The sequence below is a fragment of the Stenotrophomonas sp. KH_029 genome (assembly GCF_057839765.1).
Genome location: NZ_CM174498.1, coordinates 1 through 13146, shown reverse-complemented (window position 1 = coordinate 13146; position 13146 = coordinate 1). Strand labels below are relative to the sequence as shown.

Annotated in this window: 11 protein-coding genes; all 11 read right to left on the bottom strand. The window is 63.9% G+C overall.

Annotation, left to right across the window (positions count from 1 at the left end):
• Positions 1-104 precede the first annotated feature (104 nt).
• The 11 genes from AC3ITM_RS00055 to dnaA all read right to left on the bottom strand — a co-directional run bounded on the left by AC3ITM_RS00055 (position 105) and on the right by dnaA (position 13146).
• Positions 105-518: an ExbD/TolR family protein gene (locus AC3ITM_RS00055; RefSeq protein WP_228884822.1), complete on the bottom strand. Its 414-nt coding sequence runs from the start codon at positions 516-518 to the stop codon at positions 105-107.
• Between the two features lie 3 nt (positions 519-521).
• The gene (locus AC3ITM_RS00050) at positions 522-947 is read right to left on the bottom strand and encodes an ExbD/TolR family protein (RefSeq protein ID WP_228884823.1); all 426 of its coding nucleotides are present in this window, start codon (positions 945-947) and stop codon (positions 522-524) included.
• Positions 948-1004: 57 nt separating this feature from the next.
• Entirely contained in the window at positions 1005-1769 is a 765-nt protein-coding gene (gene exbB / locus AC3ITM_RS00045; protein ID WP_228884824.1) for a TonB-system energizer ExbB, read from the bottom strand.
• Positions 1770-1854: 85 nt separating this feature from the next.
• Positions 1855-2523, bottom strand: coding sequence for an energy transducer TonB (locus AC3ITM_RS00040; protein ID WP_429000319.1), 669 nt, complete (start codon positions 2521-2523; stop codon positions 1855-1857).
• 146 nt (positions 2524-2669) lie between these two features.
• On the bottom strand, positions 2670-3863 hold the full coding sequence (locus AC3ITM_RS00035) for a tetratricopeptide repeat protein (RefSeq protein ID WP_489267404.1): 1194 nt from the start codon (positions 3861-3863) through the stop codon (positions 2670-2672).
• 132 nt (positions 3864-3995) lie between these two features.
• Entirely contained in the window at positions 3996-4802 is an 807-nt protein-coding gene (locus tag AC3ITM_RS00030) for a M48 family metallopeptidase (RefSeq protein ID WP_489267402.1), read from the bottom strand.
• Between the two features lie 125 nt (positions 4803-4927).
• Positions 4928-5779 carry a CPBP family intramembrane glutamic endopeptidase gene (locus tag AC3ITM_RS00025; RefSeq protein WP_489267400.1) on the bottom strand — a complete coding sequence of 284 codons (852 nt, stop codon included), beginning with the start codon at positions 5777-5779 and terminating at the stop codon, positions 4928-4930.
• Positions 5780-5852: 73 nt separating this feature from the next.
• Positions 5853-8312, bottom strand: a complete 2460-nt coding sequence (gene gyrB, locus AC3ITM_RS00020; RefSeq protein WP_489267398.1) for a DNA topoisomerase (ATP-hydrolyzing) subunit B — start codon at positions 8310-8312, stop codon at positions 5853-5855.
• Between the two features lie 114 nt (positions 8313-8426).
• Positions 8427-9524: a DNA replication/repair protein RecF gene (recF, locus tag AC3ITM_RS00015; RefSeq protein ID WP_489267397.1), complete on the bottom strand. Its 1098-nt coding sequence runs from the start codon at positions 9522-9524 to the stop codon at positions 8427-8429.
• 910 nt (positions 9525-10434) lie between these two features.
• On the bottom strand, positions 10435-11535 hold the full coding sequence (dnaN, locus tag AC3ITM_RS00010) for a DNA polymerase III subunit beta (protein WP_228884830.1): 1101 nt from the start codon (positions 11533-11535) through the stop codon (positions 10435-10437).
• Between the two features lie 276 nt (positions 11536-11811).
• Positions 11812-13146 carry a chromosomal replication initiator protein DnaA gene (gene dnaA / locus AC3ITM_RS00005; protein ID WP_228884831.1) on the bottom strand — a complete coding sequence of 445 codons (1335 nt, stop codon included), beginning with the start codon at positions 13144-13146 and terminating at the stop codon, positions 11812-11814.

Sequence of the window (13146 nt, the reverse complement as noted above, 5' to 3'; positions counted from 1 at the left end):
GATAGCGGTCCGGGTGGCCCGGGGTGGGCATGAGGCCCAGGCAAAAAAAACGCCCCTGTTTCCAGGGGCGTTTTCCAGTCGCGTCATGACTGCAGTCTTGCTGATTACTGCTGTACGAAGCCGATCTTCTTCATCTGGGCATTCTTCGCGGCAGCCAACACCTTGGCCATCACGTCGTACTCCGAGTCCGGGCTGGCGTCGATGCGCAGTTCCGGCTGGTTGGTCGGGTCCTTCTGGACCTCCTGCTCCATCCGCTGCTGCAACTCGGCGGTTGCGACCGGGCTGTTGTTCCACGAGACCTGGTTGCTGGCGTCGATCTTGAGTTCGATCGGCGGCGGCGGCTCGACCAGCTGCGGCGGTGGGTTGAGCACGCGCTGCGGCAGGTCCACGGCGATCGGGTAGGTCATGATCGGCGCGGTGACGATGAAGATGATCAGCAGCACCAGCATCACGTCCACGAGGGGCGTGACGTTGATGTCGGCCATGGGGCCTTTGTTACCACCGGTACTGAACGCCATGGCTTACTGCCCCTTCTCTTTGGTGGCAACGAAGCCAACGTCGAGCATGCCCTGTTCCTGCGCAATCTTGGTCATCTCGTTGATGACCCGCATCTTGGTGGTGCGGTCACCACGCAGATTGAGCGGCGGCTGCGGGGTCTGCTGGGCGGCGGTCGCCAAGCGCGACTCGAGCGTCTGCTTGTTGATTTCCTCGTCGTTCCAGTAGATCGAGCCGTCTTCCTTGACTGCCAGGGTGATCGGGCCCGAACGCTTTTCAGCGTCTTCCGGGCTCTGCACCAGGTTGGCCTCCGGCAGATCCACCTTGACCTTGTGGGACATCAGAGGCGCCGTGATGATGAAGATGATCAGCAGCACCAGCATCACGTCCACGAGGGGCGTAACGTTGATGTCGGCCATGGGGCCGCCGCTGTTACCACTACTGAAAGCCATAACGGGCTCCGTCTAGATCGTGTTGACTACGTTCTCGCTGGGTAAAGCGCGTCGCAATTAGCGGACGCGCGAACCGGTGGCGAAGAAGTCGTGCAGGTCGTGAGCGAACGTATCGAACTTGCTGATCGTGGCGCTGTTGATCTTGCTGAAGAAGTTGAAGGCGAACACGGCCGGGATAGCCACGAACAGACCGATGGCGGTCATGATCAGTGCTTCACCCACCGGGCCTGCAACGGCGTCGATCGAGGCGGAACCGGTGGCACCGATCTTGATCAGCGCGCCGTAGATGCCCCACACGGTACCCAGCAGACCGACGAACGGAGCGGTTGCGCCGACGGTGGCCAGCAGGGTCATGCCCGACTGCAGGTTGTTGCTTTCGCGGGTGACGGCCTGGCGCAGGGCGCGGTCGACGAACTCCGAACGGCTCAGGTTCTCACCCAGGCCACCACCGGTGGCGCCGCCTTCGGCACGCTGGTGATGGGCAGCTGCCTGGGCAGCGTCCAGGGCGATCTTGGAGAACGGCTCGGAAGCGGGCTGTTCTTCCATGGCGCGGATGGCGTCCTGGGCGTTCGGGGTATCCCAGAACAGGCTCACGACCTTGTCGGCAGCGCTCTTCAGGCGGGTAGCACGGAAGATGTTGATGACGGTCCAGTACCAGGACATGGCCGACATGATGATCAGGGTCAGCAGCACGACCCAGGAGACGGCGAAATCACCCGGCTTGGTGGTCATTTCGTGGATCAAGTGCTCGAAGCCCATCTGCGAGAGGGCGTTCGACGGGTTGCCCCCAGCAGCAGCGGCGATGAAGAGTTCCTGCAGCATGACGCTTACCTTTGTTGTGTGTGGTGATGAATGGTGTTGCTTGAAATAACCGACGGAACGGTGGCCGGCAGGCCACCGACGACCATCAGTTCAGCGCAAAGTTGACCGGGACGCGAACGCGACCTGCGACCTTCTTCCCGCCCGACTCCGCAGAACGGAAGCTCCACTTGCGAGCTGCTTCCATTGCGGCGCGGTCGAGGTCACGGTTACGGCTGGACCGTTCGACCGACACATTGGTGACGTTGCCATTGGCATCGACATCAATGATCAGGATCACTTCACCCTGGATACCTGCGCGGAATGCTGCCGGCGGGTAACGCGGGGGGTTCATGTTCTTCGAGGAAATGTCGACGCTGGCCTCGATCTGGCTCGGCGGCGCCGGCGGTGAGGGCGGCGACGGCGGCGTAACGATGTCGTTGGCGCGCGGCTGCGGCACATCGACGATCGGCGGCTGCGGCGGCGGTGGTACCGGCGACGGCTTCGGCGGCGACAGATTCTTCACCGGCGGAGGCGGCGTATCGGTCGGCGGCGGCGGCGGCGGCGGCGGTGGGGGCGGCGGCGGAGCGTCGACCAGGGTCACCATGATGTTGCGTTCTTTCTCCGCAGCGGCCTTGGGGGCCACGGCCGGGATCAGAAGCATCATGAAGGCGGCGAGATGCAGTGCGATTACAAAAGCGATACCCACGATTCGCGGCCAGCTGAAGCCGGTGTCATCGCGTTGTTCGTACCTGTGAACGACTAGTTGTTCCGTCATGCGCCAAGAGCTCATTAGTGGGGCCGGGATACCCGGGGACAGGTAGCCCATGATCAGCGGTGCATGACACCGCAGGAACCTCCAAGCTTATACCAATCCTGAGCGCCTGCGCATCACTGTGGCAGGCGTTCAGGCGTTATTCCTACTTACTTCAGGTTGATGATTTTCTTGGCATCGGCCTGGTTCTTCACACCCTTCGCCAGCGCCTGCTGGGCGGCCTGCTTGGCCTCCGGGATGCGTCCTTCGGCATGCAAAACGCGTGCCAAATTCAAGTAGGTTTCACCGTCCTTGGAGAGCGGGGCGGCCTTCTGCCACGCTTCGACTGCCTTCGGCACCTGGTCGGAGTAGTAGTAGGACTGGGCCAGCGCCAGGTAAACCTGGTAGTCCGGCTTCAGGATGCCCTTCTCCAACCCTTCGTTGATGACCGCGATGACGTCCTTTTCCTTGTTCTCGGTATTGGCGTAGATCGAGTACAGCTGCTTGTACTCGCGCTCTTCGGTGAGCTGGCCCGCCGCACGCAGCTTGTCCATCACCGCGGCGGCCTTGTCCATCTGGTCGGCCTGCATGTACATGCTGGCCAGGTTCAGCTGGGCTTTCTTGTCGTTGGGGGTGCGCGCCACGATCGCTTCGGCCTGCTTGACCGCTTCACCGGTCTGGCCGGCCTCGGCCATGGCGGCCATCAGCAGCTGGTTCCAGCTGTCCTTGGGCTCGGCAGCGCCGGCGATGGCCTGCTGCAGCACCGGGATGGCGTCGGCATAGCGCTGGGTCTGGTACAGGGCCTGGCCCTTGATCACCAGTTCTTCGGGCTTGGACGACTTGGTTTCGGCGAAGTACTTGTCCAGGGTGGCAAGGCCGGGGGCGGTCTCGTCATCCTGCAGCTGCAGCTGGGCCAGCATCAACATCGACTGGTAGTGGCCGTTGTTGTCCAGGCCGTTGAACTCCAGCACCTGCTGCAGGTACTTCTTGGCAGCGGCGTTGTCTTCGGTCTGGTAGGCGGCCTGCGAGGCCAGCTGGGCGGCCAGCGACTTGTCGTAGGTGTTGGCGGCGCTGTTGGCCAGGATCTCGTCGCCCAGGGCGCGGGTCTCCGGGAACTTCTGCTCGTTGTAGCTGTCAATCAGCTTCTGCAGCTTGCTGCCGAGCTTGGGCGAGGCCTTGACGCTGGGCTCCTGGCGGGTCGCGTTGGGGTACAGCGCTTCGGCCTTGGCCTGCTGCTTGCCACCGCGGTTGCCACGTTCGGCCGAGCGCGAGGACTGGGCGAACGCATCGGTGACCATGGCGCCACCGACTGCGGTCGCGATGAGGACGGAAAGGACGGCTTGCTTGTGGTTGCTGAAAATCATCTTTCACCTCGATCGAACCGCCGCGGCGGCATCAAAACGGACTGTCAGAAAAATCTGAGCCGCCAAACGTATCAGAAACTCATGGCGTGAGAAATCGTTTCCGATGCTGCAATACAGCATCCTTTGGTCGCATCAGCCGCACCTGGGCTTGCGGCCGGCGGCCTGGGCCTGCTGGTAGACCCCACTCAGCGCAGGCGCGTCGCGCTGCAGTTCGCGGATCCGGTTGGCCGGGTCGGGGTGGGTGGACAGCCATTGCGGGGACCGCCCGCCGCTGGCGGCCATCATGTTCTGCCACAGGTTGACCGCCTGGGCCGGGTCGAACCCGGCTTCGGCCATCAGCCGCTGCCCGACCACATCGGCCTCGCTTTCCTGGGTGCGCGAGCCGGGCAGCAGGAAGGCGGTCTGCGCGGTCATGCCGCCGAGCTGGTTGACCGTGCCGGCGGCGCCATCGCCATAGGCGGCGCCAGCCAGCGCGCCCAGCACGGCCAGGCCGGTCTGCGCGCCCATCTGGCGGGTCAGGCGTTCCTCGTGGTGGCGCGAGATCACATGGCCGATTTCATGGCCGATCACCGCCGCCAGCTGGTCCTGGTTCTTGGCCACGGTGAGGATCCCGGTGTTGACCCCGACCTTGCCGCCGGGCAGCGCAAAGGCATTGGGTTCCTTGTCGACGAACACCGCCGTTTCCCACCGGACGCCACGGTATTGCGGTGGCAGCTGCGCGACCAGCGCATTGACCACGCACTGCACGTAGCCGTTCTGGCGGCCGTCGGTACTGACTTTTTCCTTCTGCTTGGTCTGGGTGAACGCTTGGGCGCCCAGCTGGTCCAGTTCGGCCTGCGACACACCGCCGACCATCTGCCGGCGCCCGGTGGGCGAAGTGGTGGTGGCGCAGGCACTGACCAGCAGCGCAATGGCAACACCCAACAGAACTGGTTTCATCGCAAGTCCCCCTTGTTCATATCTGCAGTGTGGAACGACGGTGCGTAAAATTTTGTTGTCGTTCCCGTCAACAATGGGCGACGTTCAGGCACGTGCGTGGCAGGTGATGGCCCACGCGCGGCCGCTCAATGCAGGCCCAGGAATACCAGCGCCCCCAGGGCGATGGCATTGTTCAGCGCGTGCGCCACGATCGGCGCCCACAGGGTGCCGGTGCGCTGGTACAACCAGGCGAACGCCGCCCCCATGCTGCCGTAGACCAGCCACAACTGGGCGATTTCCCAGGGGCCGTTGGCGCTGGTGCCGGGAATTTCATGGACCAGGGCGAACGCCAAGCTGCTCAGCAGCATGCCCAGCAGCGGGCGGCCGGCCTGCCACAGGCGCCCGAACAGGACGCGGCGGAACAGCAGTTCCTCGTAGGCCGGGGCCAGCACGATGGCGAACACGGCCAGGAACCAGGGGAAGCGGGCCAGGGCCTGTTCCATCAGGGCCAGGTTGGTCGGGACCGGTTCGATGCCGGCCTGCTTGGCCAGGAAGGCGATCAGGTTGCTGCCGATCACCACGCAGGTGGCCACCAGCAGGGTCCAGCCCCAGGTGGAGCGGCGCCTGAGCGCCTGCAGGGACGTGCTGCGTTCACCGGGCGTGGCGCGCCGGCGCAGGAAGTACAGCAGCAGCGCGGCACCGCCAGTGGCGACGACGGCCATCAGGATCTGCGCCAGTGCCCCGGGTTGACCCAGTTGCTGGGCGAGGGCCGTAGGATCCACCGTGCCGCCAGCGCGCTTGGCTGCGGTGGCAACCACCGCACCGCGGTAGGCACCCCAGACCAGGCCGCTGACCAGGCTCAGCCCGAACAGGGTGACGATGGCGATGCCCAGGTCGATGAAGAATCCGGCCACTGCCGAACCTGACCGGGGGCCGGGCGCAGCAGGCGACAACGGGGGCAGCGGAGGCGTCATGGACGCCGGAGCGGTTGCGGACATCGGATTCCTGGCATCGGGGGACGGATGCCGGCCAGGTTGCAGGTCGCAACCGGCCGGCCCTGACCCGATTGTGTCAGATATCCAGGTTGGCGACCTTCAGCGCGTTGTCCTCGATGAAATCGCGGCGCGGTTCCACCACATCGCCCATCAAGGTGCTGAAGATCTCGTCGGCTGCCACCGCATCTTCGATGCGGACCTGCAGCAGGCGGCGGGTATCGGGGTTCACCGTGGTATCCCACAGCTGTTCCGGATTCATTTCACCCAGGCCCTTGAAGCGCTGGATCTGGCGGCCCTTCTTGGCTTCTTCCAGCAACCAGTTGCGCGCCTCGGCAAAGCTGCCGATCTCCACCGACTTGGCGCCACGGCTGATCTTGGCGCCGGCGCGAACCAGGCCATACAGCAGCAGCGAGGACTGGTGCAGGGCACGCAGTTCGCCGCTTTCAAAGGCCGACAGCGGCAACACCTGGATCATCTCTTCGCCCATGTGGCGACGGGTGACCAGCAACGCGGCGGGGCGCTGCTCGGTGGGCTCCTGCAGTTCCAGGCTGAAACGCGGGGAGCCCAGGCTGCCCTGGTTCAATCGCTTGGCCAGCGCGGCCAGGCCCTCATCGGCACCGGCGCGACGCAGGTGCTCCAGGTCCATCGGGGTGAAATCGACCAGGGCTTCCAGCACCTGGCGGTCGTAGCGGTGGCCGTTGCGGGCAATGGTTTCCTGCGCCGAGGCGTAGGAGAGCAGCAGTTTTTCCAGGGCGACGCCTTCAATGCCCGGCTCGCCATCGGCCGGAATCAGCGAGGCGTTTTCCACCGCGCTGCTGGCCAGGTAGGCGTCCAGCGCCGGGTCGTCCTTCAGGTACAGCTCCTGCTTGCCCTGCTTGATCTTGTACAGCGGCGGCAGGCCGATGTAGATATGGCCGCGCTCGATCAGTTCGGGCATCTGCCGGTAGAAGAAGGTCAACAGCAGCGTACGGATGTGCGCGCCGTCGACGTCGGCGTCGGTCATGATGATGATGCGGTGGTAGCGCAGCTTGTCCGGGTTGTATTCATCGCGGCCGATGCCGGTGCCCAGCGCGGTGATCAGCGTACCGACCTGGTCCGAGGCGAGCATGCGGTCGAAGCGGGCGCGTTCCACGTTGAGGATCTTGCCGCGCAGCGGCAGCACCGCCTGGTTCTTGCGGTTGCGGCCCTGCTTGGCCGAGCCGCCTGCCGAGTCACCCTCGACGATGAACAGTTCGGACAGTGCCGGGTCTTTTTCCTGGCAGTCGGCCAGCTTGCCGGGCAGGCCGGCGATGTCCAGCGCGCCCTTGCGGCGGGTCAGGTCGCGGGCCTTGCGCGCCGCTTCGCGCGCACGCGCCGCATCGACGATCTTGCCGGCGATCGCCTTGGCTTCGTTCGGGTTTTCCTGCAGGAATTCTTCCAGGCGCTGGCCAAAGGCGCTTTCCACCGCCGGGCGCACGTCCGAGCTGACCAGCTTTTCCTTGGTCTGGCTGGAGAAGCTGGGGTCGGGCACCTTTACCGACAGCACCGCGATCATGCCTTCGCGCATGTCATCGCCGGTCAGGTTGATCTTGGCCTGCTTGGCGATGCCGTTCTGTTCGATGTAGTTGTTCAGTACGCGGGTCAGCGCGCCGCGGAAGCCGGCCAGATGGGTGCCACCGTCCTTCTGCGGGATGTTGTTGGTGAAGCAGTACATCGTTTCCTGGTAGGAATCGGTCCACTGCAGCGCCACTTCCACGGTAATGCCGTTGGACTCGCCGGTCACCGAGATCACGTTCGGATGCAGCGGGGTCTTCAGCTGTGCCAGATGCTCGACGAAGCTGCGGATGCCGCCTTCGTAATGGAAGTCGTCGCGGCGGCCATCGCCGCGCTCATCGACCAGCACGATCTTGACGCCGGAGTTCAGGAAGGACAGCTCGCGCAGGCGGCGGGCCAGGATCTCGTAATGGAATTCCACGTTGTCGTGGAAGGCCTTCACCGACGGCCAGAAGCGCAGGGTAGTGCCGCGCTTGGTGCTGGCTTCGACCTGCTTCAGCGGGTACACCGCCGCGCCGTCGGCGTATTCCTGCTGGTAATGGAAACCGCCCTGGTAGATGTCCAGCACCAGCTTCTGCGACAGCGCGTTGACCACGCTGACGCCCACGCCGTGCAGGCCACCGGAGACCTTGTAGCTGTTGTCATCGAACTTGCCGCCGGCGTGCAGGACGGTCATCACCACTTCGGCAGCGGAGACCTCGCGGTCGAGCTTCTTGCTCATCTGCTCGTGCTTGCCGGTGGGGATGCCGCGGCCGTTGTCCGACACCGACACCGAGCCGTCGGCGTGGATCATGACCGACACGTTGTCGGCGTGACCAGCCAGGGCTTCGTCGATGGAGTTGTCGACCACCTCGAACACCATGTGGTGCAGACCGGTGCCGTCATGGACGTCGCCGATGTACATGCCAGGACGCTTGCGGACCGCCTCCAGACCTTCCAGGGCCGTGATGCTGTTGGCGTCGTAGTTGCCGTTGTTTGCCGGGGTGTTCAGTTCTTCAGTCATTGCGCTTGCCATAGGCTCCGCAGGTCGGGCCACCGCGTTGCGGCGGGGCGCCGAGTAATAAGGGGTTGCGACCGCAATTATACCAGTCGGGCATGGGCAGCCCCTGGGGGTCCACTATGGCACAGGTTGGACCTGCCCATGTTCCACGTGGAACCGGGTGATATCGGTAGCCGTGCCGAGTGCTGCCGGAATCTCGGTGGCGGTGATGAAGATCTGCGCCGGCCCGGCCTTCAGCCGTTCCAGCACCCGCGCCTGATGGTTGCGGTCCAGTTCCGAGGACAGGTCATCCAGGGCGATCACCGGCCATTCCCCGCGCTGCTCGGCATAGTCCTCGGCCTGGGCCAGCAGGCAGGTAAGCGCGGTGAGCTTGGCCTGGCCGCGCGACAGCGCATCACGGCCGGGAATACTGGCAAAGCCCACGCTCCAGTCGGCGCGATGCGGGCCCACCGAGGTATAGCCGGCCATGCGGTCGCGGTCGCGCGCCAGCAACAGCGCGTCGGACAACGAGAACTCCTGTTTGCGCCAGCCCGGGCTGAGTGTCAGCGACTGGATGCCCAGATTCGGTGCGAGCACATCGGCCAGATCGATGGTGCGCTGCTGCAGCCGCTCCAGATAGTGTTGGCGCCGGGTCGTCAGCGGCTCACCGGCCTCGGCCAGCTCGTGGTCCCAGGCATCCAGTGCCTGCGGATGCCCGCCCTGCTTGAGCAGCGCATTGCGCTGCTTCAGCGCCCGCGAATAGCGCCGCCACAACGCCAGGAAGTCTGGTTCCACGTGGAACAAGCCCCAATCGAGGAAGCGCCGGCGCGGTTCGCCGCCGCCACTGACCAGGGCGTGGCTGCCCGGCTCGAAGGTCACTACGGCCAGGGCCGCACACAGGTTACCCAGCTGGGCGACACCTTCTCCGTCCAGCCGGCCCTTCCATTCCTGGCCGCTGTGACGAAGGCCGGCCTTGCGCCGCGTGGAACTGACCGCACCTTCGCGCTGTTCGTCCCACTCCACGAATACTTCCAGCGCCTCCTGGCCCTGCCGTACCAGGCCATCGCGCACCCGGCCGCGGAAACTGCGCCCATAGGCCATCACGTGCAGGGCCTCCAGTACGCTGGTCTTGCCGGCACCGTTGTCACCGGTGATCAGGTTGATGCCCGGTTGTGGCGCAAGTTCGACGCTGTCGAAACGACGGACCTGGTGCAGGGAAAGACGGCGGATATGCATGCGTACGATCACGGCCGCGCTGGGCGGCAGACGGGTAGGGGCAATCGATCAGCTTACTGCATCGCGCCGGTTTCACGGGCGTGGTGGGTAAACACCGCCGCTGGTAGCGGTAGCGTCGCCATCGGGACGAGCGCGGCCTGATCGATGGATTCCAGCCGCCGGGAGACCTGCGAATTCCTTGAAATCTGCGGGCCGCGCAGGGCTGCAGCCCTGCAGATTTCAAGGAAAAACGGGCGAATTCACCGGCAACCAGGCCCGTTCACAGTCGATGGGCGGAAAATTCTTGAAATCTGCACGGCAGGGCAGCGCACCTGCTTTCAGATCTCGCGAAATCCAAGGGGGCCACATTCCGCTATCCACAGGGGGTCTGTATGACTTATGCACAACCCATGTACTGGCTGTGGATAAAAAGGCAGAAATTTCCGGCCAGAAAGATATCCACAGGATCACCCCCAGGCCCAGGCCCCCTTCTACAGGGGGTTTCGCCCCCTATTTTCTCTTCAAATTCAACAAGATAAGGTACTTTTCAACCGATTCTGGCCCTACCACCACCACCTAGCTTTAGATTTATATACAGTTTTTAAAGCATAGAGCTGCGATCCAGAGGCCGAAAGAAGCGCACATTCCAGCCGGGCACCGGGCGTCGGATCGGATCTGTTCATACCGTGCGTTCCACGCTCTTCGCAGGCCGCAGCTGCTGGAAACAGACCCCGGCCAGACTTCACGGTAAGGCAGCAGGAAACCAAGGATCGACAAAGTGGAATGACGGATGGCCGGGCACCGGGAATCATCGCGCTTGGCTGACGGCAGGCAATGCTCCACGTGGAACACCGGGCTCAGGAAAAAGAAAACCCGGCACAAGGCCGGGTCTCCTGAACACTGCGGTTCCACGTGGAACCACCGCAAACCGTCACAGCCGCAGCGGCATCACCACATGACGCGACTTCTCGCTGCTGGCTTCACGCACCAGGGCCGAGGAGTTCGAATCGCGCAGCTGGATCACCACGTACTCATCGCGCAACGCCGACAGCGCGTCCAGCAGGTAATTCACGTTGAAGCCGATGGCCAGATCGCTGACCGTGGTATCGGCCTCGATCTCTTCCTGGGCTTCTTCCTGCTCGGGGTTGTGCGCGCTGATCTTCAGGTTGCCCGGCGAGACTTCCACGCGGATGCCGCGGTATTTCTCGTTGGACAGGATCGCGGCGCGCTGCAGCGAGGCACGCAGGGCTTCGCGATCGACCTTCACTTCGCGGTCGGCGCCAATCGGGATCACCGCTTCGTAATCCGGGAAACGGCCGTCGATCAGCTTCGAGGTGAAGGTCACATCGTCGCGCTTGACCCGCACGTGGCTGCGGCCGACTTCCAGCTCGATCTCACGATCGCCGCTTTCCAGCAGACGCTGCAGTTCGGTCACGCCCTTGCGCGGCACGATGATCTGGCGCTTGGCACCGCTGGCCTTTTCAAGCTCGGTCTCGCACAGCGCCAGGCGGTGGCCATCGGTGGCCACGGTCCGCAGGGCATCGCCGCGCAGATCGAACAGCAGGCCATTGAGGTAGTAGCGCACGTCCTGCTGGGCCATCGCGAACGCGGTGCGTTCGATCAGTTCCTTCAGCGTGGCTTCGCCGATCGCCACGCGTTCGGTGGCTTCGACCTCGTCCACCGACGGGAAGTCGTTGGCCGGCAGGGTTGCCAGGGTGAAACGGCTACGCCCGGCCTGCACGGTGATCTTGTCACCGGTCTGCGAGACGGTGATCCGGCTGCCATCGGGCAGGGCACGGATGATCTCGAACAGTTTGCGGGCGGGGATGGTGGTCTCGCCGTCCTGGGCATCTTCCACCGCGATCCGCGACACCATTTCCACTTCCAGGTCGGTGCCGGTCAGCGAAAGCTGTCCGTTCTGGACCTGGACCAGGAAATTAGCCAGAACCGGCAGGGTCTGGCGGCGTTCGACCACGTTGACGACTTGTGCCAACGGCTTGAGAAAGGCTTCGCGCTGCAGTGTGAAACGCATGTGGTTCCGTGCCCCTATGCTTTAAAAAAATGTGGAATAAATCAAAAGCCTGGTGGTGCTGGTAGCGCCAGAATCGCTGGAAAACACAGCTAAGCCTTTGTAAATAAAAGAGTTTCAACCCTCGAAACCCTCTGCATTACTAGCCCCGAGAGGGTGGGGAAACGTGTGGATAACTTTACCGCCAAATCGGCCGGCTTTCTTATCCACACCCTGTCCCCTGCTTGCTACCGGATTCTGCACCGTTTTATGCGATGACGCCTTAGCGGCGTACATGCATCATTCGCTCAACTTCCGGATCAGCTTGTCCCAGTCTTCCCGCAACTTGCCGTCGGCTTCCATCAACGTCCGGATCTGCCGGCAGGCGTGCAGCACCGTGGTGTGGTCCCGGCCGGCAAAGGCATCGCCGATTTCCGGCAGGCTGTGCTCGGTCAGTTCCTTGGTCAGCGCCATGGCTACCTGGCGCGGACGGGCCAGCGACCGGGTCCGACGCTTGGACAGCAGATCCTTGATCTGCAGCCCGTAGTAGTCGGCCACGGTTTTCTGGATGTTGGGAATGCTGATCGCCTGCTGCTGGGCGCGCAGCAGGTCGCGCAGGGTTTCCTGGGCGAAATCGGTGGTGATCGCACGGCCGGTGAAATTGGCGCGTGCGGCCAGGGTATTCAACGCACCTTCGAGATCGCGGACATTGGAGCGCATCTTCTTGGCAATCAGGAACGCCACATCGTCGGGGATATCGGTGCCACGCTCACGCGCCTTGGCCAGCACGATCGCGGCGCGGGTCTCGAAGTCCGGCGGCTCGATCGCCACCGACAGGCCCCAGGCCAGCCGCGACTTCAGCCGTGCTTCCAGGCCCTCGACTTCGCGCGGGTACCGGTCGCAGGTGAGGATGATCTGCTGCTTGCCGTCGAACAGGGCGTTGAAGGTATGGAAGAACTCTTCCTGGGTACGGTCCTTGCCGGCGAAGAACTGGATGTCATCGATCAGCAGCGCGTCCACCTGCTGGAACTGGCGCTTGAACTGATCCATGGTCTTTTCCTGCAACGCACGGATCATCGCGCTGAAGAACTGCTCCGAGCGCAGGTACAGCACCTTGGCGGCCGGGTTGGCCTGGCGCATCGCATTGCCGGCGGCAAACATCAGGTGGGTCTTGCCCAGGCCGGTGCCGCCGTACAGCAGCAACGGGTTGTGGGCACGGTCGCCGGGCTTCTGCGCCGCCTGGAACGCCGCGGCCAGGCCCAGCTGGTTGCTGCGGCCTTCCACGAAGTTGGCGAAGGTGTAGTGCGAATCCAGGTTGCCGGCGAACGGCACCAGCGGCTCGGCCGCTGCCGCCGGGGTGGAAAAGCCCGAAATCGGCGTGATCTGGGCTTCCACCGGGCGCGGACGCGAGCCGATTTCAAGGAAAACATCGCCGAAACCGGCGAAATGCGCCAGCAGCTCCTTGATGCGCGGCAGGTACAGCTCGCGCACCTGGTCGACGATGAAGGCATTTGGCGCATACAGCACCAGGCTGTCCGCGCGCAGATCTGCCTGCAGCGGCTTCAACCAGGTGTGAACATCCTCGGGCGGAAACTCCGCCTCAAGGCGTTCGAGACAACGGGACCAGGCATCCAT